Origin of the sequence: Parasedimentitalea huanghaiensis (assembly GCF_009753675.1) — a bacterium.
Taxonomy (GTDB): Bacteria; Pseudomonadota; Alphaproteobacteria; order Rhodobacterales; family Rhodobacteraceae; genus Parasedimentitalea; species Parasedimentitalea huanghaiensis.
On record NZ_WQLV01000010.1, the window covers coordinates 18,978 to 43,414 of the forward strand.

Sequence of the window (24,437 nt, forward strand, 5' to 3'; positions counted from 1 at the left end):
AAAGGGGCAGGGCGAGTAAACCGCCCTGCCGGGTTTTAATCGTTTAGTAGACGTCCTGACGCACCGACTCGAGGCGCTCCAAGATTTCGTTCAGATTATCCGGGATAACCATAAACTCCTGGAACCCTTCCATGGCAACGGCTGCCATTTCGGCTGGGTAATCCCGGTCAAAGAACTGGGCTACACCGCCGGGGCTGTTTGATGACAACATGTCAAAGCCCTGTTCGAGGAACTTGTCAGCATCAACCGAAGACTGTGCGTTTACAGGCAGCTGACCAAGAGCCCCGCCCGAGTTGATCTTGGTTTGAACACTTGCGGACGCAACAAAGCGCAAGAACTCACGCGCGGCTTCTTTGTTTTCAGCTTTGGCCGGGATGTGGAACGTATCGGTTGGCGCGTCTTCGGCCATTTCAACGTCCGGGTTGATTTCAACAAACTGGTAGAAATCAAGTTTGCTATCATCCAGGCCTGCTTCACGCAGGGGCGAAACGGCAAAGTTGCCCATCAGATACGCAGTGGCTTCACCGTTGACCATAAAGGGCAGGGCTTCTTGCCAGCTGTAGGTCTGGTGGTTGGCAACAAAACCATTCATGTCGATCAGCTGACGCCAGTTGGCAAATGTCTGACGGACACGGTCGTCAGTCCACTCGACCTCACCCCGTGCCAGCTGCATGTGGAAATCAAACCCATTGGTGCGCATGTTCAGGTAGTCAAACCAGCCACCTGCAGTCCACAGGAATTTGGACCCGATAGTGTAACAAGCGCGGCCCGAGTCGACGATCTTTTGACAGTTGGCCAGTTCCTCGTCCCAGTTGGATGGTTCTGACAGACCCAGCTCAGCAAAGATGTCTTTGCGGTAGTAAACGCCCCACTGGTAATAGGTATAGGGCACGCCCCATTGCTTGCCGTCGATGGTCATCGCCGATTTTGTCGATGCAAGGTTGTCAGCAATTGCGGGTTCTTCCCACAGATCGCTGACATCTTCGAACAGACCGGCAGATACATATGGACCCATACGGTTGGCGGCATACCAGTTCGCAACGTCGGGCGGGTTTGCGGACAAGAAGTTGCGGATTTGGGTTTTGTAGGCTTCGCGGTCAATGACAGTCAGTTCGACCGTCAGGTTTGGATGCAGTGCATCAAAATCCGATGCCAGGCCTTCCATGACGGCGCGCGGTGCTGGATTCGACATATCCGAAAAGATTTTCAGAGTGCCATTCAGTTCGGCCATCGCAGGTGATGCAAGGCCTGTGGTCAGGGCAAGCGCTGCCGCTGCCGTGGTGAGTTTCTTAAACATGAGTTCCTCCCTCTTGACATTCAGCTTTAGTTCCAAATAATGAAACCAAATCTCAACTATTGAAACTATGCTGGAAACAGCTTAACGATGTCAACACTCTCGACGCGGGATGCGATTGAGAAAGCCGGAGAGAACGATGACTGAACCAAACAAAACCAAGGGATCGAGTGACGGAACCGTTGGTAAAGCTTTGGAAATCCTTGATGCGGTGGCTGCAAAGAGCCGCCCTGTTCGGTTTGGTGAGCTATTGGCGGACTCTCCGCATCCCAAGGCCACTTTGTACCGATTTCTGCAAACTCTAACGAATCAAGAGATGCTGCACTACGACTCGGATCAGCAGACTTATTCGCTTGGGCTACGTTTGGTGCGCATGGCACATTCAGCCTGGAGCCAATCGTCGTTGTCTTCCGTTGCTGCCCCAATTCTGGACGAGCTGGCAGCTGCGGCCAATGAAACTATTCATCTCGCGCAAATGGAGAATGGACAGGTTCTGTTTGTTGACAAGCGGCGTGCCTCTGCCCTGTTTGAGACACTAGCCCAGACCGGACGTGTTGCACCGGCCCACAGTACCGGGGTTGGCAAAGCCATTTTGGCCTTTATGTCCCCGGAACGCTTGGAACGTGCCCTAAAGCAGCAGGCCTTTGTCAAATACACACCTAACACCCACGATAACGTCGAAAGCCTGAAGGCAGAGTTTGTCCAGATCCGTGCAGAAGGCCTAGCCTATGACCGGGAAGAGCACGAACAGGGCATCATCAGCATCGCCGCCCCTATTTTGTTGGGCAATGGCAAGGTCGTTGGGGCAGTTTCCATTGCCAGTTCGACGTCGCGCCATTCGCCTGAAAGTCTGCAAACCTTTCGCGAGATGCTGCTGGATGCAACCGCCCGCATCGGCAACGAAGCCACGCCGTGGCAGTTCCCTACATAAGTTTCAGGAGATAAACACATGACCGGCGTAAAGCTTCAGAAGGTTGTCAAAAAATACGGCGAAACCCAGGTTATCCATGGTGTTGACTTGAGCATTGATGACGGAGAGTTCTGTGTTTTTGTCGGTCCATCGGGCTGTGGCAAGTCTACCCTGTTGCGGATGATTGCGGGTCTCGAGGAAACCACGGACGGTCAAATCGAAATTGGCCATCGCGACGTTACCCATCTTGATGCATCGGACCGTGGGGTGGCAATGGTGTTCCAAACTTATGCCTTGTACCCGCATATGACGGTCGAAGAAAACATGGGGTTTGGTCTGCGGATGAATGGCCATCCCAAAGATGAGATCAAATCAAAGGTGGGTGAGGCCAGCCGCATCCTAAAGCTCGACGACTATCTAAGTCGCAAACCGAAAGCGCTGTCCGGGGGGCAGCGTCAACGTGTTGCAATTGGTCGGGCGATTGTTCGTGGCCCCGAGGTGTTCTTGTTCGATGAACCTCTGTCCAACCTGGACGCTGAGTTGCGCGTTGATATGCGGGTTGAGATCGCCCGTTTGCACAACAAAATTGGCGCCACGATGATCTACGTAACACATGATCAGGTCGAGGCGATGACCCTGGCCGACAAGATCGTGGTCCTACGCGCCGGCCGCATTGAACAGGTTGGGAAACCGATGGATCTGTACCGCGACCCGGATAACAAATTTGTTGCTGGATTTATCGGTTCACCGAGTATGAATTTTATCGAGGGTGTTGTTGAGGGTGGCGCTGTCCGTGTTCCGGCTTTGGGCAACCGGATTGTCAAAACCACCGTCAATTTACCCGGAGAAGGACACCCGGTGTCTGTCGGAGTCCGCCCGCAACATCTTTCTATCACCGAAGGTCAGTCTGATATCAAACTGGATATTCGCGAGCATTTAGGCGGTATTTCATATGACTATCTTGTGCTGGGTGATGGCTCCAAACTGATTGTTGAAACCCGTGACGACCGTGAAATTCCAGAAGGCAGCACCCTTCTTGTTGGTTTTGAGGAAACGGATGCATTGTTCTTTGATGGTGTAAGCGAAAATAGGTTGAGATAAACCAAGTTCACCAAACGCAGTGGTCGGTCAGTAGATGGCTATGGTCTTTGTTTGAACGGGTTTTACCTGCGTCTCAGGGTTGCGTCCTTACTCTCGGCCAATTTTGTGGGACCAACGAATGACCGCAAATACATCAACCTCGTTTCCGCAATCCGCTGCACTTTCTAGAACTTCAACTTGCTTAAATTGTCCAAACTAAACCTGAGTAACGCAGCGGGCCTGAATATTGTGTTGGTGTCCTGATGGTTGCAGTGACACTCCGTGACTTATAGGAGAGGCAAAGGGCGCGAGTCTTGCGAGATATCAGGAGTAGGCTACAGATGAGCAATGCGGCGGATCGGATCTGTGTGATTGGCCTGGGCTATGTCGGGTTACCGCTGGCTGTTGAATTCGGCAAGCACCGCGAGGTGGTGGGATTTGATATTAACCAAGATCGCATCGACCAGCTTCGCCAGGGGCAGGATCTGACCCGTGAGATTGAACCGGGTGAAATGGCTTTGGCCCAGCACCTGAGCTTTACTAGCGATACCGCTGAAATCGCAGCTTGCTCCATCTACATTGTCACTGTGCCAACCCCTATTGATGCCAGTCGCCGCCCTGACTTGGGACCGTTGGAGCGCGCATCGCAGCTGGTGGGTCGGGTGCTGGCGCCGGGTGACATCGTTATCTACGAATCCACCGTTTACCCCGGCGCCACCGAAGAGGATTGCGTACCGATTCTTGAAGCTCAATCCGGGTTGACCTTTAACCGGGATTTTTATGTGGGCTATAGCCCTGAGCGGATCAACCCAGGTGACAAAACACATCGTTTAACCACTATTGTTAAAGTGACGTCAGGCTCGACTCAGGAAACAGCCGACCGGGTGGACGCACTATACCGTGAGATTATCACTGCAGGCACCTACCGTGCCGAGAGCATCCAGATCGCCGAGGCGGCCAAGGTGATCGAGAACAGCCAACGAGACATAAACATTGCGTTGATCAACGAACTTGCGAAGATTTTTAATCGGCTGAATATCGATACAGAGGCGGTCTTGCGGGCGGCAGGAAGTAAGTGGAATTTCTTGCCGTTTCGTCCCGGGTTGGTCGGTGGTCACTGTATTGGTGTTGATCCCTATTACCTAACGCACAAGGCGGAGCAGGTTGGATACCATCCTGAAATTCTGTTGGCAGGACGACGCCTAAACGATGGTATGGGGGCCTACGTCGCCCAGCAGATGATCAAAGCCATGCTAAAACGCCGCATTCAGGTGGTGGATGCACGAGTTTTGGTGATGGGACTGACTTTCAAAGAGAACTGCCCTGATTTGCGCAATACACGCGTGATCGACGTGGTGCGTGGGTTAGAGGACTTTGGTGTTGAGGTTGATGTGTCAGACCCTAATGTCGCTCCAGCGGATGCCCGCACTGAATTTAATCTCGATCTGGTTGAGGCGCCGAAGCAAGGGGTCTATGATGGGATTGTTCTGGCAGTTGCGCATGATGAATTTCACGCAATGGGTGAGGCTCAAATCCGAGCTTTGGGCAAACCGGGGGCCGTGGTCTATGATTTGAAGTATGTTCTTCCTGCTGGTCAAAGTGATTTACGGCTTTGATCCGCAAGAGCTTGGTAACCTTCTATTGTTCAACACACGAGTAACTGGCATGACTGCGATAAGTAAACATGGCGGAATAGCCGCAAAAAATATGATTGGCACGTGAATGACCAAGACAGCACTTATCACCGGCGTGACCGGTCAGGACGGTTCATATCTGGCAGAATTTTTGTTGGAAAAAGGCTATGAGGTTCACGGCATCAAGCGGCGAGCCTCTTCATTTAACACCCAACGAGTGGACCATATTTTTGAGGACCCACATACGGACAGTGCTCGGTTCAAGCTGCATTACGGTGATCTGAGTGACAGTTCAAATCTGACCCGGATTCTAAAAGAAGTGCAACCGGACGAAGTCTATAATCTTGGTGCGCAAAGCCATGTTGCGGTAAGTTTCGATTCACCAGAATACACTGCGGATGTGGATGCCATGGGCACGCTGCGGCTGCTCGAGGCTATTCGTTTTCTGGGACTGGAGAAGAAAAGCCGTTTCTACCAGGCTTCAACTTCGGAACTTTATGGGTTGGTACAGGAAACGCCGCAAACCGAGACCACGCCGTTCCACCCGCGCAGTCCCTATGCCGTAGCCAAAATGTACGCCTATTGGATCACAGTGAACTACCGCGAAGCTTATGGGATGTATGCCTGCAACGGAATCTTGTTCAATCACGAGAGCCCGAGACGTGGTGAAACCTTTGTGACTCGCAAAATCACCCGTGGACTGGCCAATATAGCGCAGGGATTGGAACCCTGTCTGTATATGGGCAATATCGACGCGCTTCGTGACTGGGGCCATGCCAAAGATTATGTGCGCATGCAGTGGATGATGCTGCAACAAGATGAGCCTGAAGATTTTGTTATTGCCACTGGTGTGCAGTATTCGGTGCGCCAGTTTGTCGAATGGTCTGCCGCAGAGTTGGGGATCAAAATCCGTTTCGAAGGCTCTGGCCTGGATGAGGTTGCTGTTGTCGACAGCATTAGCGGTGATGAGGCACCAGCCCTGAAAGAGGGTGACGTGATTTTGCGCATTGATCCCCGGTATTTCCGCCCTGCTGAGGTGGAAACCCTGTTGGGCGATCCGGCCAAAGCCAAAGCTAAACTAGGCTGGACGCCAGAGATTACAGTGCAGGAAATGTGTGCAGAGATGGTCCGTACGGATTTGAAATCTGCACAACGCGCCCGTGTTTTGAAAGATCACGGGTATGACGAACCCGTCGCGCGCGAGGACTAATGCATGGGCACGAAGGGCACTTTGCTCCTGACCGGCGGCGGTGGTTTGGTTGGACAGAATATTCAGGAACATGCTTTGGCTGCAGATTGGTCGATCTTAGCGCCACGCAGCGGTGAACTTGACCTGACCGATGCGGGTGCGGTTGATGCCTATTTGAGACAACACAAGCCGGATCTGGTGGTTCATGCCGCTGGCCGGGTTGGGGGTATTCAGGCCAATATGGCAAATCCAGTGGCGTTTCTGGATGAAAACACTGCAATGGGTCGTAACATTATCATGGGCGCGCATCGAAATGGTGTGCGTAAGTTTCTGAACTTGGCCTCGACCTGTATGTACCCCCGTGCAGCAGAAAACCCACTGCGCGAAGATATGGTGCTGACCGGAGAGCTGGAGCCTACCAACGAAGGTTATGCCATTGCTAAAATTCTGGCGATGCGCCTGTGTGACTACATTCGTCGTGAAGATGCTGGTGCTCAATACAAGACATTGATCCCATGCAACCTGTATGGGCGGCATGACAAGTTTGACCCCAAACATTCGCATCTGGTACCTGCCATTATTCACAAGGTGCACGAGGCCCAGGAAAACGGTGAAACCACTGTTGAAATCTGGGGGGATGGTACTGCACGGCGTGAATTTATGTATGCCGGCGATCTGGCCGATGCGGTCTTGCGGGCGGCTGATGACATCGAGAACTTGCCTGACAACATGAACACTGGCTTGGGCCACGATCATTCTATCAACGACTATTATGCTGTTGTGGCAGACGTTATCGGTTGGGATGGTGAGTTTACCCATGATCTGAGTAAGCCGGTGGGCATGAAGCAGAAGCTCTGCTCGACTGTGCGTCAGACTCAATGGGGCTGGCAGGCCCCCACCTCTTTGCGCGACGGGATCGCGCAGACTTATCGTTATTATCTGGAAAGCTTTGCGACATGAGCCCTAAGTACCCACTTGCTACTTCGTCCTGGGATCAGGCTGAATATGACGCTCTGCAACGGGTGATCGACAGTGATATGTTTTCTATGGGCCCGGAAGTGCGGGCCTTTGAGGAGCAGTTCGCCAAACAATTTGGTAGCAAATTTGCTGTGATGGTGAATTCGGGCTCCTCTGCCAACTTGCTGATGACGGCGGCGCTGTGCTTTACCAAGAACCCGGATCTGAAGCTGGAACGCGGCGACGAAATCATCGTGCCTGCAGTCAGCTGGTCGACCACCTATTACCCCTTGGGCCAATATGGCCTGAAGATGAAGTTTGTGGATATCGACCTGGCAACTCTGAACTACGATCTGGAAGCACTTGCCGAAGCAGTGACCGACAAGACACGGGCGATCATGGTCGTGAACCTGCTGGGCAACCCAAATGACTTTGATGCAATTGAACGCATCATTGCCGGCCGCGAAATTGTCGTGATGGAAGACAATTGCGAATCCATGGGCGCTACATTCAACGACAAAGAATGCGGTACCTTTGGCGCAGTCGGCAGTTACTCGGCGTTTTTCTCGCACCATATTTCGACTATGGAAGGTGGAATTGTGGTGACTGATGACGAAGAGCTGTACCATGTGATGTTGAGCCTGCGCGCCCATGGTTGGACCCGTAACCTGCCCAAATTTAATCACGTTACAGGTGAAAAGTCGGATGACCCGTTTGAAGAAAGCTTCCGCTTTGTGCTACCTGGTTACAACCTACGGCCACTGGAGATGTCAGGCGCCTTGGGTATTGAACAGCTGAAGAAGCTTCCGGATCTGGTCAAAGGTCGTCGCGCCAATGGAGCAATGCTGCAGGCCAAGTTAGGCAACCACCCAAAATTCATCATCCAGCGCGAAATAGGCAACAGCAGTTGGTTTGGGTTCTCGTTGGTGTTGCGCCCTGATCTGGGGTTAGAGCGAGCCGAATTTGTCAAAAAACTAACAGAAGCCGGCTTTGAATGTCGCCCGATTGTGGCCGGAAACTTTGCTAAAAACGAAGTGATGAAATACTTTGATTACGACATCCATGGCGAGCTGAAAAACGCTGACTATATAGATGAATTCGGATTGTTTGTTGGCAATCATCATTATGCTACCCCCGAGGCAATTGATGCGTTGGCAGCTCTGTAACGAGGTATAACAACGTGGCAACATCAACCATCACCCCTGTTCTCCTTTGCGGCGGTTCCGGGACCCGGCTTTGGCCCCTGTCTCGCAAAAGCTATCCCAAGCAGTTTTCACCATTGCTTGGCGATACCACGCTTTTTCAAGCATCTGCGCAGCGGCTGTCAGGTGCAGATTATGCAGCGCCTTTGGTACTGACCAATTCTGACTTTCGCTTTATCGTCACCGAACAGCTGGCTGAGGTGGGCATTGATCCCGGCGCCATTTTGATCGAACCCGAAGGTCGCAACACAGCACCTGCGGTGCTGGCCGCGGCGTTACATTTGCAAAAGTCCGATCCAGATGGGCTGATGTTGGTGGCCCCGTCGGATCATGTGGTGCCTGATGCTTCCGCTTTCCGTGCGGCAGTTGAGGCCGGTGTGACAGCGGCACAAGACGGGCAACTGGTCACCTTTGGCATTAAGCCCACCCATGCGGAAACGGGCTATGGTTATCTGGAACTGGATGGGGATGCAGGCGATTTTTCTCCACGCCCAATTGGGTTAAAGCAGTTTGTCGAAAAGCCAGATGCCAAAACCGCCGAGGAGATGCTGGCTGCGGGTAACTACTTGTGGAACGCCGGGATTTTCCTGTTTTCGGTCAAAAGTATTATCACGGCTTTTCAGGCCCATGCGCCTGATCTGATGCCCCCTGTGCAGGCGGCGGTGGAACATGGCTTACCTGATTTGGGGTTCTTGCGTCTTGATCCTCAGACTTGGAGCGGAGCCGATGATATTTCGATCGACTATGCAGTGATGGAGCAGGCTGAGAACTTAACAGTGGTTCCCTTTGCGGCTGGCTGGTCCGATCTGGGCGGCTGGGATGCCGTTTGGCGCGAGGCAGGCCCGGACGTGAACGGTGTGGTGGCGCAAGGGTCGGCAACAGCGATTGATTGTGAAGGCAGCCTGTTGCGGTCCGAGGATGCAGGGCTGGAAGTGGTCGGCATCGGCTTGAAAAATATCATTGCAGTTGCGATGCCGGATGCTGTTCTGGTGGCAGATGCCGGCCGGGCACAGGACGTGAAACTGGCGGTTGCTGCACTGAAGGCTAAACAAGCCAACCAGGCCACGGCCTTCCCAAAAGACCACAGACCTTGGGGGTGGTTCGAAAGTTTGGTGGTGGGAGACCGGTTTCAGGTCAAGCGCATCGTGGTCCACCCCGGCGCAGCGCTAAGTCTGCAAAGCCACCACCATCGCTCAGAGCACTGGATTGTGGTCGAAGGGACGGCAAAGGTTACGGTGGACAACGATGTAAAACTGGTGACTGAAAACCAGTCAGTTTACATTCCACTGGGTGCGGTACACCGAATGGAAAACCCGGGCAAAGTGCCAATGGTGCTGATCGAAGTTCAGACTGGCAGTTATCTGGGTGAGGATGACATCATCCGATATGAAGATGTCTACGCCCGCAGCTGATACAGAGTTGCACTAACCCGCTTATATTTATGCCACGCAGCAGGGAAACACCTGTTGCGTGGCATTTTTGTTTGGTTCAGGCCGAGACAACCTTGAGTTCGGTTGGCGGGGTCCGCTCAATGGTACCATCGTCAGAAACGGTGATCCGAGTACCACTGTCAAGTTGTTCCAGCGCCTTGCAGCCCACCAACATCAGGATGTCTTTTTCACGAGCGACGATTGCCATGTGGCTAAGCCAACCGCCGACCTCGGACAACACTGCGCCTGATCTTTGTACCCATGGCAACCAGGCGGGATTGATCATCCGGCAAACCAAAATGTCACCGTCGCGGAAACCATCAAAAAGAGCAGGATTAGCGGAACTATCATCTTCGATCCAGAATACCCGGCCAGTGGAGGCACCACTGCCAGCTACACAAGTCCCGCCAAGTGTACCATCGCTGCTCTGAGCCAGTTTTCCGAGTGACAACATTTCGCAGTCACGCAGACTCAGGGTAACTGCGGTCGGAGCTGATTTTTTTCTCAAAGCAGCCTGATCTTTACGTGTCGTTGCCATTTGGCGGAGCTGTGCGGGTTGGCTCCAGTCGCCCATAAGCAACTCATCAAAGCTCAGGTAGAAAACAAGATCCTCCAGTCTACTGACCCGGCCCAGTGCCAAGGCCGCGCGACGAATTTCAGCGACAACTCGCAGGGCTTCGTGTTTCGCCTGTTCCTTGAGATCCTGAAAAGCCAAAGCCCGTTCCAACACCGTGCTGAGCTCACCGGGCAAGTTGGCTGGCAATTGAGACGCGCGTGGTTTTGCGATTTCAGTGTCAGCCTCCGAATTGTCCAGCAATGACCACAGCAAACTCGGCGCTTCGATATAGCGCGGTGTACTGAGTTCGTAGTCAAAGATTGACCGGTGGCCCATCAGTTGCAGCGCCCGGGTCTGCGCCGACTTACCTTTGCAGCTTGCAATCAGGCTGGTTGGAGCATTGGGCAGCTCTGCCTGCATCAAATGGGTCCGCAATGTGGGATCATCCTGTGCGGCAGCGCTGGCCTCACCCATCGTGAAACCTGCCAGAATATTGACCTTCTCGGCCTCTACATAAATGTCCTGCACTAGCATCTTCTGCAACAGATCAATGGTTTCAATCAGCTTGGGTAAGGGTAGGGCGGTATAGTCCACCGCCTGCCAAAGTGACAGTTTTTGGGTTAGGGCCGGAATGGTTTCAGCGCGGAATTGAGTGATCAGTGGGTCCGCAATTTTGCGCAGCTGTTTGGCCTTGGAAGAACTAAGGTTCAGCGTCATGCTCTGTTTCAGCGCAACATCCACATAGGTTTTTCCAAACAGGTTGACCAAGTGGCCATCCGGACCTTCGGGCAGGCCATAGGGAACACCCAATTCACGGCAGGCCAGATCAACGCTGCCACCCGGCGACCATAGACGCCCCATCAACGAAAAGGACAGAGGGGTCGCGCGGGGCAGGACTTCTGACATTTCATCCTGCTCCAGTATGATCTGGTCAGGTTCGGCACAAGCAAAGCGATCCAATACGCTCCGCCATTCGCTCAACCGGATCTGTTCCTGTTCGCTGCCTAAATTCAGTGTTGTGATGTCGCGGCTTTGCACAATTTGGAACTGTCCATTCGCATAGGCCCATTCGACATCTTGCGGGCTGCCAAAGATGTCTTCGATCTGGCGGCCCAATTCCAGCAGCGGGGCCATATCCAACGTTTGGTCCTGATCTGTGTCCGCTGCAAGGCCAGTGTAGCGGCCAAATCGCAGCGAGGTTGGGGTGACACGACCTGAAACCAAATCCTCGCCACAACCTTCGACCCACTCAATCATGACCATGCCTGGTGCGGTGGGATCTTGGGTGAACATCACACCTGCATACTCGGCCTCCACCATTTCCTGCACCAGAATATTTCCCGCGTTTTCATCCGTTGCCTCAGAATCATAGCTGGCGGCGCGTTCAGAGGTAAAGCTGTCCACCACGGTCTGTAGCGCGCTTTGCATAGTAAGAGCACTAACATCCAAAACGGATTCAAAGACCCCGGCAAAGCTTTGGTCTGCACCATCTTCGTTGCTGGCCGAACTGCGAACGGCGCATGGTTTTTGCCCCGCCAGTTGCCAAATCTCCGCCGCAAAGACCCCTTTTTGCGCAAGTGTCATTTGGCGGTAGTCCTGAATAGCGTCAGCACGGACCACCACTCCACCAGGGACCGGCAACCCTGCATTTTTGAGAAGCGACAAACGCAACGCTTTGTTTCCCGAGGTTTTCAGCTCTTCTGAATAACCCATGGGGATCACACCGTGTGGCAAACGACGCAGGGCGCGGGCATGGTAGTGTAAGGTCAGTGTGTTGCGTAGTCGGGTAAACAATCCTGTGACATAGGCTCGCTGCACAAGCAGTAAGACGAGACTGCAACAGAGATAGGCATTGGCCGCGGCGCTGAGCGAAAACACCATAGCAAACAGGGCAGGCAGTCCGAGACCCAGCCAGACCAAGGTTTGGCGCCGGGTTTTGGCTACGGCCCAGATCAAATAGATGCCGCCCAAGGCAGTAAACAGGGTGGGCATAAGAAATGTTGGATCAGCCAGGCCCAGATCAGTCACCCACAGAAAGGGGGCTTTCAGGGATGCACTGGCCTCTTGCGCGGCTGAAACACCTATCATCATCACCGGCAGGAACAGCAGCGCAGTTAAGTTGCGCAGTGGTGTGAGCCCCTTGTCAGCATAAAAGGCCTGTATCGCGCGTCCTTTGCGCACTGGATCATCGGCTAACTTTGCTTTGATGGCCGATAGTTCATCAGCAGTTTGACTGGTGGTGATCTGATCGCGTTCGGATTTCAACGCTACTGGCAGAACCAATAGGCGAGTCGCCAACGACAGTGCGAACAGACCTAATAGAATATGGCTTTGACTGTGAACCCATAGCAAACCTGCAGCGACTGCGGAAATCATCTTGGCCCACAGTCCTGTCTGTTGCTCACCTAGCCAATCCTGGATATGCGGCTTGGGCTCGGGCGGAATAAAAAATTCCCACGGGAGGGTATAGCGGCCGCGAAAATCCACTCCCTTTTGGGCGAGTTCCAAGCCCAAAACCTGGCTCATGAAGCAACTGCGACGGTCATAACAAGCTGCTATGGTTGGCTTACTACTGTCCAAAGCACTTATGCGCTGCATCAGGTCATCGGTGGTCAATTTTCGGATTGGTATGTTAATTGCGCCGGGCAAGTGACCACTGGCAAAATCGCCCGGATAACGTGTGTCAACGATTTGTAGATCTTCGGTATCCAGCAGCGATTTGAAATCATCTGTATTCAGTAAAGTATCCTTATTGGGGTATTCTGGAATGGCGCGCAAATCGGATAGGGTCTTTACCTCTGCATCACTAAAGTCGCGACCCTCAACGATCCACTTTTCAATGCCGCCAGCAATGAAAGAACAGTTAATTCCGTGTGCAGCCAGCTTCTCGCAGGTTTCCGAGCTGCGATTACCGTTATGACAGAACAGGACTACGGATTGGTCGCTGATGGGGCGTGACTCTAGAAAATCTGGGAAACGAATGTGAGTGGCGCCGGGCAGCGTGCCCATCGCATTCTCACCTGTTTCACGGATGTCATAAAATAGTGTGTCGCCATCGTTCAACAATTCAGCAGCATGTGTGGTTGAGATGGCCAGCGGGTGATTGCCTTGCCGGGAAAAGCTCGTTTCTTTGAGGGTCGCATCTTGGATTGTTGTGCCATCGAATTGCGCAGGACGCACCAGTGTGGCCTGCAGCCGGTTCAGCTCATCAGTTTTATTATTGTTATATTGCAAATAATTAACATAGATAAGCGTAAGAACCATGAAACCCAGCGCCGCAATCAACCGCACTGGATAGCGTGCTGCTACTGCCCCATTCTTTGACGCAAATCCTAGTTTTCGGGCGACTAAGGCCCCCGCTCCGGAAACCATCGCGATGCCAACTGCAAAAATTTGACCCAGCGAGGAAACCGAGCCAATCACCAGTTCGGGCGATGGGATGGCATTGGCAGGCGCAGGCAACAATACAACGGCTGTTACCAAGGCCAGCAAAGGTCGTGTTACATTGGTGATCCTGTTCTGGATCTGAGCGCAAATTTGATTTTTCACGTGTCTGTCTGTTGGGCGGATTCGCGCCAACCCCTAAAATTTTTATTAAGATGTCATGAAAGCGTCACAAATCTTACCGTTTGGTTAACCGTTCGGTAAAAAGCCCGCTGTACCGTGAAAAAGAACGATCAGACTGGTGACTGGTTAACCTTATCTTTTGACCGATGTGACCAATATATGCGTGGGAACGAGCCTGTAGGAGTACAGGAATTAAAACCTGAGGTGGTTTAGAATGAATTGTGCAATGTTGTGTTTACGAGTGATCGACGGCTACATACCCAAACCGCAAATCGCGGCTAAAATCGGGGCCATGACTTTGGCTGCTTGCCTGTGGGTGCTACCAATGACGGCAAAGGCAGATGTGACGCTGACTTTTGGTACCTATGCCGCCGACAAGCCTACAGAAACCGTTCGAAAATATCGTCCATTCCTGTCCTTTCTGGCTGAACGGATGAGTGAAGAACTGGGCGAACCAGTGATCATCAAGATGAAGATCGCCAAAGAGTATGAAGCCGGTATTGAGCAGCTGGCCAACGGTGTTGTGGATTTCGCTCGATTTGGCCCCGCGTCTTACGTGCATGTTGTGAACAAAAATTCTGACGTTCAGATGGTTGCGATGGAGTCAAAAAAGGGCGGCAAGCGTTTCAAGGGCGTGATCGTTGTTCACGCAGACAGCGACATTCAGTCTTTGGAACAGCTAAGGGGACACAGTTTTGCCTTTGGCAACGAATTGTCGACCATTGGCCGCTATCTCGCACAAGCTGAATTGCTGGACGCGGGGGTTGGTAGTGGAGACCTGCAGGATTTTTCCTACTTGGGTCGCCATGACCTGGTTGGGGAAGCAGTGGGAGCAGGGCGCTTTAGCGCTGGTGCACTCAAGGAAAGCACCTACAAAAAATTGGTTGCCAAAGGGGTTCCTATTCGCGTTTTGGCGACCTTCGATAATGTAACCAAACCCTGGCTGGCCGGAGCAGACGTTCCACCCAATATTGTAGCGGCGATGCGCCGGGTGATGTTGTCATCCGAGAACGAAGACATTGTACAGCAGATTGCCAAAAATGGATTTTTGGAAGGCTCGGACTCGGATTATGACCTTGTCCGCAGTGCAATGGAGAAAAGTCAATTATTTTAATGACCTCGAAGGCCATCCCAGATGAAGCGTTCCGGTATTCTGTTCCAAATTGTTGTTTCGATGGCTCTGGCGGCGGCATTGGTCGCCTGGGTTGTTGGTGATCTTGCGCGCCGATACGAGACACAGCGACTGACGCAACAACTGTCTGAGCAGGCGGACCTTACGGTTTCTTTGCTGAGCGGCTTGATGATTGACGCCATTATCGTCGAAGACGTACCGGTGCTGGAAACCGGTCTGAATGAAGCCATTAGGCGCAAACCACAAATTCTGGGAATCCAGATCCTTGCGGAAGACCGAAGTGTCATTGCGGAGGCCAATGCTACGCAAGGCCCAGACACATGGACTTATGTGATGTATGAGCGTCCCGTCGAATGGGATGGTGTCGTGTTTGCCCATATGATTGTCAAATGGTCAATCAGCGAAGGTCAGGCCATGGTACAGGAGAAGGTAAATCAGACAATCTGGTGGACTGTCCTGACCGTCGCTGCCTTGTCATCTCTGGTATTGTACTTAACCCATTTGTTGGCGATGCGCCCTTTGCAAATGATTCACCAACGGATGTCAGATGCTATCTCTGGTCTTAAACGACCGACCCTGCATTTGCCCTGGTTTGCTTCTCGGGAATTCTGGGCGCTGAACTTTTCAGTTGGGGTGATGGAAGACACCTTTGTTGAAAGGGACGAACGAGAGTTTGCATTGGAGCAGGCACGGGAAGCCGCAGACATTGCGAACGGGGCAAAATCTGAATTCCTTGCTAACATGTCGCATGAAATCCGCACCCCGATGAATGGGGTAATTGGTATGGCGGAGTTGATCCTTGAAACTGATCTGGATGAAGACCAGACTATGTATGCCGAGACAATTGCCAAATCGGGCTCTGCCCTGCTCACCATCATCAATGATATCCTCAACTTCTCCAAGATTGAGGCGGGCAAGATGGAGCTGGATTGTGAAACATTCAATCTGCAGACAGCGATGGAGGATATCGTAACATTGCTGTCACCAACGGCGGCAGAAAAGAACGTCGAAATTACTTTGCGCTATGATCCAGATTTGCCAACAGTGTTTGAAGGAGATGTGGGGCGTATTCGTCAGGTGGTGACCAATATCGCTGGTAACGCGGTCAAGTTCACTCTGGAAGGTTATGTATTTATCGATGTCTCTGGAAGCTCTGACGCTGATCTTTGTGATCTTAGAATTTCGGTGACCGACACTGGTATTGGTATTCCAAGCGATAAGATTGATCATATTTTTAACGCCTTTGAACAGGTGGATGGCGCGGCAACACGGAATTTTGAGGGCTCAGGACTTGGGTTGGCGATCTCTACTCGTCTCCTTCGGTTGATGGGCGGTGACATTTCGGCGCGTTCAGATCCTGGGGTGGGGTCCGTTTTCTCGATGGATCTACCGTTGCAGGTCAGCGCGGGTAGATGTGAACCTGTGTTGCATAATCAGGTTAACTTGAATGGTCTAAGGGTTCTGGTTGTAGATGACCTGGAACTGAACCGAACAATCCTGTTTGAGCGGCTGTCGACCTGGGGTATGCACTGTACGCTGGCTGGTTCAGGGGCCGAGGCTTTGGCGGCTCTAACCGCGGCAAGATTGCGTGGCGAGACTTTCGATCTTGTTGTGCAGGATTACCAGATGCCAGGTATGGATGGCCTTGAGCTTGCAGAGCGGATCCGCGCAATCCCCGAGCATGTTGAACTGCCTTTGGTCATCTTGTCGTCGGTCGAGCAGTCTCTGGATGCGAAAACACGCATCGCTTTGGGCGTGTGCGAGCTTGCTCTGAAACCGGTTCGATCAGCGCAGCTGCATAGTGTGATAAGCCGATCCCTACGTCCGGGACGAACCCATGTCAGCGCACGTAGTTCGCCCGAGGTTCAAGTGGCAATGGAAGGTACACTCCGCGTGCTATTGGCGGAAGATAACAAAACCAATCAGCTGGTGGTCCGCAAAATGCTAAAAGATGCCCCAGTTGAAATCTGTATTGCAGCCAATGGGGTCGAGGCGGTGGAGATGTACTGCGAAACCGGACCTGATGTCGTGCTGATGGATATGATGATGCCAGAAATGGATGGGCTTGAAGCCACCATGGTCATTCGAGAATACGAGGAGGCAAACGGTGTGGGTCACTGCCCAATCATTGCTTTGACCGCGAATGCTATGCCCGCAGACAAAGACAGATGTCTGCAGGCCGGCATGGACGGTTTCCTGAGCAAGCCAATCAACAAAAAGGCGCTGTGGGGCGCCATTGAGGAGAGTTCACGCCGACATAAGATCGTGCGGACCGGAAGCTGATGCACAGGTGGATGTGGGGCTAGATCCGGTTGCCGCGGAGGAACAGGCTGGTCAAGCTGGACAGAGCAAACATTACTGCGGCGAGGCAAACGATGGTTGGCCCGGTTGGCGTGTCGAGCGCAAAAGCCAACTGTAGCCCGCCCAAAGCAGACAATCCTCCTATAGCGGCAGCGATGAGCGCCATACGCTCTGGCGTAGATGCAAAAGGACGTGCGGTGGCCGCAGGGATGATCAGCATTGCGGCAATGAGCAAAACCCCAACAACTTTGATGGCAACCGCGACAACCAAAGCCAGCGCGATGGTCAGGACCAGTTGCTCGCGACGTGGGTCGATGCCTGCAGCATAGGCCAAATCAGGGTTGAGTGTTGCCGTCAGCAGGGCAGACCAGCGCCACCATAGCAGCGCCAACACCAAGAGAGCACCACCCCAGATCACCGCCAGATCCAGCCGCCCCACCGCCAGAATATCACCAAACAGATAGGCCATCAGGTCGATACGCACCCCCTGCAGAAATGACACTGCGACCAGACCAAAGGCCAGCGCAGAGTGGGCCAGAACACCTAGCAGGGTATCCATGGCGTATCCCCGATTACTGAGGGTCGAAACTGTGGTGGCCATCAGTAAAGACACCACCAGGACGCCAGTAAAAATAGAGGTTTGAAAACTGAGCGCCAGCGCGACCCCCAGAATTGATGCATGAGCTGTGGCATCGCCAAAATAGGCCATCCGGCGCCAAACCACAAAACAACCCAAAGGCGCCGCGGCAATGGCTACGCCAAGCCCAGCTAATGCCGCGCGGATCAAAAAACTGTCAAGCAGGGTCATTGCGCGGCCTCGTGGTCATGGTGTTCGTGGGTGCAATCTTGATCATGCGAATGGTTATGTTCATGCCGGTACAAGGCCAATGCCCCTTGGGTCCCAGAGCCAAACAGAGCCCGGTATTCAGGAGCTGAGGCAACCTGCTCCGGCTCTCCTTCACAACAGACATGGCCGTTCAGGCAGATCACCCGGTCTGAGGCGGCCATCACAACATGTAATTCGTGGCTGACCATCAGGACAGCACAGCCAAGATGTTGCCGTACCGTTTCAATCTGTTGATAAAAGGCGGCGGACCCGGGCTGGTCCAACCCTTGGGTCGCTTCATCCAGTATCAACAGCTGGGGATCGCACAACAACGCGCGTGCCAGCAGCACGCGCTGAAACTGGCCACCCGACAGCCCTGCCATTTGTTGATTTGCCAATCGGCCTGCGCCTGCTTGTTCCAAAGCCTGCGTTGCAGCTGCATTGGTAACACGCAAAGGCAGGCTCAGAAACCGGCGCACGGTCAGTGGCAGGGTGGGGTCTATATGCAATTTTTGTGGGACATACCCAACCCGCAGCCCACTGGCGCGAACTACTTGCCCAGAACTGGGCTGCAGAGCACCGATAATAGCCCGCAGCAAAGTGGATTTTCCGGATCCATTTGGCCCAACTACGGTAACGATCTCTCCAGCTTGAATGTTGAAATTCACTCCGGTCAGCACCGGGTTCCCACCATGGTGGATAGTTAGATTGTTCAGGGTAACAAGGCTCATGCCGAGGCCTGCTGTTGGCATTTGGGGCACAGGCCTTCGGCCTCAACCACGCTGCATTCAATTTGAAACCCAACATCGCGAGCCAGTTGACCCAGCTGGCCTTTGTCCAGGTCAGTATGTGTTTCGGCCACAGCACTACATTCCCGGCAGATCATGAATACCGGAGTGTGGCTTTGGCCAGGGTGCGAACAGGCTATAAAGGCATTTAGCCGCTCAATTTTGTGAGCAAACCCATGCTTAACCAAGAAATCCAATGCCCGATATGCGACGGGCGGCTGCGACCCCATTCCCTCTTCGCGCAGACGATCCAGAATTTCATAGGCGCCAAGTGACTGATGTTCCTGCAATAAAATTTCCAACACACGGCGCCGCACTGGCGTCAGTTGCAACCCTTCTGCCTTGCAGTGTTTGTCAACCACAGCAACACAGTCATTGATACAACTGGAATGGTCGTGGGTTTCAAAGCCAATAGTTCCCATTCTACATTTCCCCGCTTGGCCAGATCATTTAGCGCTTGATATGTTATAGTATGACAATTAACAAGCCGCGTAATGTTATAAAATCACATGAGGTCACTGATGTTAAAAACAACTGCTTTTGTCACGTTATCCGGACTGATTCTAACCGGGGTAGCGCAGGCAGATGTACCACGGGTGGCCACTGACATCGCGCCCGTTCACGGACTAGTTGCGCGCGTGATGCAGGGTGTCGGGTCGCCAGATTTAGTAGTGCAACCTGGTGCCTCTCCACACGGATATTCGATGCGTCCTTCCGAAGCGCTGGCATTGAACCAAGCAGATTTTGTGTTTTGGATGGGAGAGGCTCTGACCCCTTGGCTAGAGGGATCGTTAGAAACCCTGGCCGCAGAGGCACACGTTATCGAATTGCTACACGCCGAAGGGACAACAACGCTGGCATTTCGGACCGGTGCGCGTTTTGCTGGTCACGAGGAAGAGGGTGATGAGCATGGCCATGAGGAAGAAGAACATCATGAAGATGAGCACGAAGGCGACCATGAGAAAGAAAGTGACCACGATGAGGAGCACGATGGGCATGATCACGAAGGTGTTGATCCACATGCCTGGCTAGCCCCGGAAAATGGCAAGCTCTGGTTAGGACTGATTGCGGACGAACTGGCGCAGTTTGATCCAGAAAATGCAAACTCATATTTAAAAAACGCCGCTGAAGGTCAGGCCGAGATCGAGGCCGTTGTGACCAAGGTCAACGCTGCGCTTGATCCCCTGCGCAGTGGTGGATTTGTGGTGTTTCACGATGCTTATCAGTATTTTGAGACCAGCTTCGGCCTGTCTGCTTTGGGGGCCATCTCGCTAAGTGATGCGTCTTCACCTAGCCCGTCGCGGATCACCGAGGTTCGCGACACGGTGGCTGAGCTAGGAGCAACCTGTGTCTTTTCAGAGCCACAGTTTAACCAGGGACTGGTTGCGACAGTATTGGATGGGACCAACGCAAAAACGGCTGTAATTGACCCCATGGGAACTGCCTTGCCGCTGGGACCGCAGTTCTATCCTTCGCTGTTGCTCGATCTGGGTAACCGAATGGCTAGCTGTCACTAATTATATGCGGGCAGGGCGGATGGCGTCTTGCCCGCAAAGGACTGCTGGCGCAGGGTTTGCGGGCTGGTGCCATAACCCTTTTTGAACCAGTGCCGTAGGTTGGTACGCGAACCAAAGCCTGTGGCCACCACAATTTCAGCCAGCGGCAGATCGGTATGAACGAGCAACTGGTGCGCACGTTCAACCCGCAGCATGCGGTAGGCGGCCAGCGGGGTAGTGTCAGTTTTATCCTGAAACCGCCGCTCCAATTTTCGAGTTGAAACACCGACCTGTGCTGCCAATTCGCGGATCTGCTTTGGGTCTTCCAGGTTGTCCTGCATCAATTGTAATGTGGTGGCGATCAAAGTGTCACCGCAGGCCCGCTGGCGCAAGTGCAGCGAGACCTTACTTACTTCATGTTTTGAGCTGTCAGAGAGGCCTAAGTATTGGCCTAGCGCGTTGGCAATCTGTTGGCCGTGATCGTCACGGATCAGCGTTAACAGCAGTCGTAACGCCGCAAAGGGGCTACTGGCGCTATTGACGATTCCTGCCGATGCCACATGTTGCCCCGGGTCGCTGGCGACCAATTGCTCTTCGACGGCGGCTGCTGCAAAGTTGGGATGGATGGCAAGAGGCGAGGTCTTTAGTTGCCCCGCAACGCGCGGCAGGAATACGGCACCGCCGACCAAAACCACTCGGGCCGCCAATCGCAACAGTTGCCGCAGTCGGCTGCGCTGTGCTGGACTAACCTGCCAGCGAGATTGGATGTCGCCTAAGAAAATCACGGTGCGACGTTGCCACAGCTGCGGGTCTTCGGGCAGGGGAGACAAAAGACTGCGTAAAGTCACCCGGTAATGCTGTGCTGGGATCAGATCATTGGCGGCATCAAACAGATCTCGAAACATTTGCGCCCCCGATGCCGCGGCACCTTCAGGCAGAATGATTTCAATGTCATGGACCGCGTTGGGCCCTGACTGTTTGTTGGCGCAAAAGGGGGCAGCAGTCTGACTGTTCATGGCTGGCTCCTACTGCGGAATACGTTCGGCGGGATGTTCAAAATATACTGAAACGAAGAAGGCTGCCCCACCGCATAGGGCGGAGCAGCCGGGGTCAGAAAATCAAGCGTCGTCTTCGTAGTCCGACATTGGCGGGCAGGTGCAAATTAAGTTGCGGTCACCATAGGCATTGTCGACCCGATTGACGGGAGACCAATATTTGTCGACCCCCAACGAGCCGGGAGGGAAGCAGGCCTCTTCACGGCTGTAGGGGCGATCCCAATCCCCCACCAGATCACGCACCGTGTGTGGGGCATGTTTCAATGGGTTGTTTTCAGGATCAGCTTTACCGTCGATCACATCCTGTGCTTCGGCCCGGATAGACAACATCGCATCGCAGAAGCGGTCCAATTCTGCCTTGGGCTCGGATTCGGTTGGCTCGACCATCAGCGTGCCTGCAACTGGCCAAGACATCGTTGGCGCATGGAAACCGCTATCCACCAGACGTTTGGCGACATCGTCCACAGTTATGTTACCTGCATCATTCAGCGGGCGAGTGTCCAGAATACACTCGTGCGCAACGCGACCCGTTCTGGAGGTGTAGAGGATGGGATAAGCATCCTTGAGCCGGGCCGCGATGTAGTTGGCATTCAGGATCGCTACCTTAGTGGCCTGAGTCAGACCAGCGCCACCCATCAGCAGGATATAAGCCCAGCTTACAGGCAGAATTGATGGCGAGCCAAATGGTGCTGCTGAAACAGGGCCAACATCCGTGCCGTACTCGGGGTGGCCGGGCAGGAAATCGATGAGGTGAGATTTGACCCCAATTGGACCCATGCCGGGGCCGCCGCCACCGTGCGGAATGCAGAATGTTTTGTGCAGGTTCAGGTGCGAGACATCACCTCCGATCTTGCCGGGCTGGGCCAGGCCAACCATGGCGTTCATGTTGGCGCCGTCGATATAGACCTGCCCGCCGTGATCATGGGTGATCTGGCAAACTTCCTGCACGGTTTCCTCGAACACGCCGTGAGTAGACGGGTAAGTGATCATGCAGGCAGCCAATGCATCCGAGTGCTTTTCTGCCTTTTCGCGGAAGTCAGAGATGTCGATGTTGCCATCTTCGTCGGCTTTGACTGGGACCACTTTGTAGCCAACCATCTGCGCAGTGGCAGGGTTGGTGCCGTGCGCCGAAGTTGGAATCAGGCAGACATTGCGGGCGCCCTGCCCACGGGCGGTGTGATAGTTGCGGATGGTCAACAGGCCGGCATATTCACCCTGCGCACCGGAGTTAGGCTGCTGGCTGATCGCATCATATCCTGTGATCTGGCACAGCTTGTCGTTCAGATCGTCGATCATCTGGGTGTAGCCCATGGCCTGATCGGTAGGCACGAAGGGGTGCAAGTTGCTGAACTCAGGCCAGGTCACCGGGATCATCTCGATGGTGGCGTTCAGTTTCATTGTGCAGGATCCCAGTGGGATCATCGAACGATCGAGTGCTAGATCACGGTCTGCAAGGCGGCGCATATAGCGCGTGATTTCGGCTTCAGCCCGGTTCTTGTGGAAAATCGGGTGAGTCAGGTACTCGCTTTCCCGCAACGCATGCTCTGGCAAACGATAGGCGCGGTTGGCCTGACTGTCGTCTTTCTTGTCGATGCCAAAGGCACCCCAGACAGCCTCGATTGTTTCGGGACGCGTTTGTTCGTCTAAGGAGACCCCGACCTTGGTTTCCCCAACTTTACGCAGGTTGATGCCGCGGGCAATTGCTGCTTCCATTACAGTTTTCTGCAATGGTCCAACTTCAACGGTGATTGTGTCAAAGAAGACTTCTGGCTCAACCTTGTAGCCATTTTCCTCTAGGCCAGCTGCCAAACGCGAGGTCTTGCGGTGGACCGATTGCGCGATGGCCTTGATGCCGTCAGGGCCATGATAGACTGCATACATTGATGCCATGACAGCCAGCAGCGCCTGTGCGGTACAGACGTTTGAGTTAGCTTTTTCACGGCGGATGTGCTGCTCTCGGGTTTGCAGGGCCAAACGATAAGCTTTGTTGCCGCGCGCATCGATGGAGACGCCGATGATACGGCCGGGCATAGCGCGCTTCAGTTTGTCACTTGTGGCCATATAAGCGGCGTGTGGTCCACCATACCCCATGGGTACGCCAAAGCGCTGGGTGGAGCCAATGGCAATGTCTGCGCCCATTTCACCGGGGGATTTCAGCAACGCCAGCGACAGGATGTCAGCTGCAACAATGGCCAAGCCTTTGTTTTCATGTAGAGCCGCGATTTCAGGGGTGAAGTCGCGAACATGGCCATAGGTGCCGGGATACTGGAAAATCGCACCAAACACCGTTTCGGCAACCAGGTCATCCGGGTTCCCTACGATGACTTCAACACCCAGTGGTTCGGCGCGGGTTTTGATCACCGCTATGGTCTGAGCGTGGCAGCTCTCATCCACAAAAAAGGCCGCGTTATTGGCTTTGGAACGGCTACCCCGTTTGGCCATAGCCATAGCTTCGGCAGCGGCAGTTGCTTCATCCAGCAGCGAGGCATTAGCGATATCCATGCCGGTCAAATCGCTGACCATGGTCTGAAAGTTCAGCAGTGCTTCGAGACGGCCCTGTGAGATTTCTGGCTGATAGGGAGTATAAGCCGTATACCAAGCTGGGTTTTCCAAGATATTACGCAGGATCGGCGCCGGTGTGGTGGTGCCGTAATAGCCCTGTCCAATCAGTGACGTCAGAACCTTGTTCTTATTGGCGACCTCTTTCATGTGGAACAACGCATCGCGTTCGGTCATTGCCGGACCCCAATCCAATGCCTCAGCCTGCCGGATCGCAGGCGGCACCGTGGCGTCGATCATCTCGTCCAGCGTTTTGAAGCCGATCACCTGCAGCATATCCGCCATTTCGCGGGGGCTGGGGCCGATATGGCGTCGGTTGGCAAAGTCATAGGCTTCGTAGTCGGTCAGCTTGAAGGCCATGGGGTGTTCCTTTGGAAAATCAGCGCTTGCCGGGAGGAAGGGAGCCTCCGGCGGGGATATTTTTAGCTAGATGAAAAGCGGATCACACCGAATGGCGGACC

Annotated in this window: 17 protein-coding genes; 10 read left to right on the forward strand and 7 right to left on the reverse strand. The window is 53.6% G+C overall.

Features of this window, described 5'->3' with window-relative positions:
• Positions 1–43 precede the first annotated feature (43 nt).
• Positions 44–1,297: an ABC transporter substrate-binding protein gene (locus GO984_RS15700; protein ID WP_157023573.1), complete on the reverse strand. Its 1,254-nt coding sequence runs from the start codon at positions 1,295–1,297 to the stop codon at positions 44–46.
• Positions 1,298–1,433: 136 nt separating this feature from the next.
• Between GO984_RS15700 and GO984_RS15705 the strand changes: the two genes are divergently transcribed.
• The 7 genes from GO984_RS15705 (at position 1,434) to GO984_RS15735 (ending at position 9,678) form a co-directional block, all read left to right on the forward strand.
• Positions 1,434–2,225, forward strand: coding sequence for an IclR family transcriptional regulator (locus GO984_RS15705; protein ID WP_157023574.1), 792 nt, complete (start codon positions 1,434–1,436; stop codon positions 2,223–2,225).
• Between the two features lie 18 nt (positions 2,226–2,243).
• Positions 2,244–3,305, forward strand: coding sequence for an ABC transporter ATP-binding protein (locus GO984_RS15710; protein ID WP_157023575.1), 1,062 nt, complete (start codon positions 2,244–2,246; stop codon positions 3,303–3,305).
• A gap of 320 nt (positions 3,306–3,625) precedes the next feature.
• Entirely contained in the window at positions 3,626–4,900 is a 1,275-nt protein-coding gene (gene tviB / locus GO984_RS15715; RefSeq protein ID WP_157023576.1) for a Vi polysaccharide biosynthesis UDP-N-acetylglucosamine C-6 dehydrogenase TviB, read from the forward strand.
• Between the two features lie 106 nt (positions 4,901–5,006).
• Positions 5,007–6,128 carry a GDP-mannose 4,6-dehydratase gene (gene gmd, locus GO984_RS15720; RefSeq protein WP_157023577.1) on the forward strand — a complete coding sequence of 374 codons (1,122 nt, stop codon included), beginning with the start codon at positions 5,007–5,009 and terminating at the stop codon, positions 6,126–6,128.
• A gap of 3 nt (positions 6,129–6,131) precedes the next feature.
• Positions 6,132–7,067, forward strand: coding sequence for a GDP-L-fucose synthase family protein (locus GO984_RS15725; protein WP_157023578.1), 936 nt, complete (start codon positions 6,132–6,134; stop codon positions 7,065–7,067).
• The gene (locus GO984_RS15730; protein ID WP_157023579.1) at positions 7,064–8,230 is read left to right on the forward strand and encodes a DegT/DnrJ/EryC1/StrS family aminotransferase; all 1,167 of its coding nucleotides are present in this window, start codon (positions 7,064–7,066) and stop codon (positions 8,228–8,230) included. Before GO984_RS15725 ends, GO984_RS15730 begins: the two co-directional genes overlap by 4 nt.
• 14 nt (positions 8,231–8,244) lie before the next feature.
• Positions 8,245–9,678, forward strand: coding sequence for a mannose-1-phosphate guanylyltransferase/mannose-6-phosphate isomerase (locus GO984_RS15735; protein ID WP_167740371.1), 1,434 nt, complete (start codon positions 8,245–8,247; stop codon positions 9,676–9,678).
• A 76-nt stretch (positions 9,679–9,754) separates the two neighbouring features.
• Here GO984_RS15735 and GO984_RS15740 read toward each other — a convergent pair whose 3' ends face one another.
• Positions 9,755–13,624: a PEP/pyruvate-binding domain-containing protein gene (locus tag GO984_RS15740; RefSeq protein WP_167740380.1), complete on the reverse strand. Its 3,870-nt coding sequence runs from the start codon at positions 13,622–13,624 to the stop codon at positions 9,755–9,757.
• 487 nt (positions 13,625–14,111) lie between these two features.
• Here GO984_RS15740 and GO984_RS15745 point away from each other — a divergent pair, with 487 nt between their 5' ends.
• Together GO984_RS15745 and GO984_RS15750 are read left to right on the forward strand one after the other, a co-directional pair.
• A complete protein-coding gene (locus GO984_RS15745; RefSeq protein ID WP_245231146.1) occupies positions 14,112–14,933 on the forward strand; it encodes a PhnD/SsuA/transferrin family substrate-binding protein in 822 nt (273 codons plus the stop codon).
• 21 nt (positions 14,934–14,954) lie between these two features.
• Positions 14,955–17,234: a response regulator gene (locus GO984_RS15750; protein ID WP_157023581.1), complete on the forward strand. Its 2,280-nt coding sequence runs from the start codon at positions 14,955–14,957 to the stop codon at positions 17,232–17,234.
• Positions 17,235–17,253: 19 nt separating this feature from the next.
• On the opposite strand, the gene GO984_RS15755 is transcribed toward GO984_RS15750, so the two are convergent.
• From GO984_RS15755 to GO984_RS15765, 3 genes are read right to left on the reverse strand one after another with little or no spacing between them, the layout of a single operon-like run.
• A complete protein-coding gene (locus tag GO984_RS15755) occupies positions 17,254–18,060 on the reverse strand; it encodes a metal ABC transporter permease (RefSeq protein WP_157023582.1) in 807 nt (268 codons plus the stop codon).
• Entirely contained in the window at positions 18,057–18,809 is a 753-nt protein-coding gene (locus GO984_RS15760; RefSeq protein WP_157023583.1) for an ATP-binding cassette domain-containing protein, read from the reverse strand. Before GO984_RS15760 ends, GO984_RS15755 begins: the two co-directional genes overlap by 4 nt.
• On the reverse strand, positions 18,806–19,288 hold the full coding sequence (locus GO984_RS15765; RefSeq protein ID WP_138163601.1) for a transcriptional repressor: 483 nt from the start codon (positions 19,286–19,288) through the stop codon (positions 18,806–18,808). The genes GO984_RS15760 and GO984_RS15765 overlap by 4 nt, the downstream gene beginning before the upstream one ends.
• A 99-nt stretch (positions 19,289–19,387) precedes the next feature.
• Between GO984_RS15765 and GO984_RS15770 the strand changes: the two genes are divergently transcribed.
• Complete coding sequence (locus GO984_RS15770) at positions 19,388–20,383, forward strand: zinc ABC transporter substrate-binding protein (protein WP_157023584.1); 996 nt, start codon at positions 19,388–19,390, stop codon at positions 20,381–20,383.
• Here GO984_RS15770 and GO984_RS15775 read toward each other — a convergent pair.
• Positions 20,380–21,378 carry a helix-turn-helix domain-containing protein gene (locus GO984_RS15775; protein WP_245231143.1) on the reverse strand — a complete coding sequence of 333 codons (999 nt, stop codon included), beginning with the start codon at positions 21,376–21,378 and terminating at the stop codon, positions 20,380–20,382. The two genes, GO984_RS15770 and GO984_RS15775, sit on opposite strands and share 4 nt — an antisense overlap.
• A gap of 102 nt (positions 21,379–21,480) precedes the next feature.
• A complete protein-coding gene (gcvP, locus tag GO984_RS15780) occupies positions 21,481–24,336 on the reverse strand; it encodes an aminomethyl-transferring glycine dehydrogenase (RefSeq protein ID WP_157023585.1) in 2,856 nt (951 codons plus the stop codon).
• Positions 24,337–24,437 lie beyond the last annotated feature (101 nt).

Bases quoted from the DNA above. Each gene is read 5' to 3' on its own strand.
- GO984_RS15700 (WP_157023573.1), bottom strand. From the start codon at position 1,297: ATGTTTAAGAAACTCACCACGGCAGCGGCAGCGCTTGCCCTGACCACA.
- GO984_RS15705 (WP_157023574.1), top strand. From the start codon at position 1,434: ATGACTGAACCAAACAAAACCAAGGGATCGAGTGACGGAACCGTTGGT.
- GO984_RS15710 (WP_157023575.1), top strand. From the start codon at position 2,244: ATGACCGGCGTAAAGCTTCAGAAGGTTGTCAAAAAATACGGCGAAACC.
- tviB (WP_157023576.1), top strand. From the start codon at position 3,626: ATGAGCAATGCGGCGGATCGGATCTGTGTGATTGGCCTGGGCTATGTC.
- gmd (WP_157023577.1), top strand. From the start codon at position 5,007: ATGACCAAGACAGCACTTATCACCGGCGTGACCGGTCAGGACGGTTCA.
- GO984_RS15725 (WP_157023578.1), top strand. From the start codon at position 6,132: ATGGGCACGAAGGGCACTTTGCTCCTGACCGGCGGCGGTGGTTTGGTT.
- GO984_RS15730 (WP_157023579.1), top strand. From the start codon at position 7,064: ATGAGCCCTAAGTACCCACTTGCTACTTCGTCCTGGGATCAGGCTGAA.
- GO984_RS15740 (WP_167740380.1), bottom strand. From the start codon at position 13,624: ATGGTTTCCGGAGCGGGGGCCTTAGTCGCCCGAAAACTAGGATTTGCG.
- GO984_RS15745 (WP_245231146.1), top strand. From the start codon at position 14,112: ATGACTTTGGCTGCTTGCCTGTGGGTGCTACCAATGACGGCAAAGGCA.
- GO984_RS15750 (WP_157023581.1), top strand. From the start codon at position 14,955: ATGAAGCGTTCCGGTATTCTGTTCCAAATTGTTGTTTCGATGGCTCTG.
- GO984_RS15755 (WP_157023582.1), bottom strand. From the start codon at position 18,060: ATGACCCTGCTTGACAGTTTTTTGATCCGCGCGGCATTAGCTGGGCTT.
- GO984_RS15760 (WP_157023583.1), bottom strand. From the start codon at position 18,809: ATGAGCCTTGTTACCCTGAACAATCTAACTATCCACCATGGTGGGAAC.
- GO984_RS15765 (WP_138163601.1), bottom strand. From the start codon at position 19,288: ATGGGAACTATTGGCTTTGAAACCCACGACCATTCCAGTTGTATCAAT.
- GO984_RS15770 (WP_157023584.1), top strand. From the start codon at position 19,388: ATGTTAAAAACAACTGCTTTTGTCACGTTATCCGGACTGATTCTAACC.
- GO984_RS15775 (WP_245231143.1), bottom strand. From the start codon at position 21,378: ATGAACAGTCAGACTGCTGCCCCCTTTTGCGCCAACAAACAGTCAGGG.
- gcvP (WP_157023585.1), bottom strand. From the start codon at position 24,336: ATGGCCTTCAAGCTGACCGACTACGAAGCCTATGACTTTGCCAACCGA.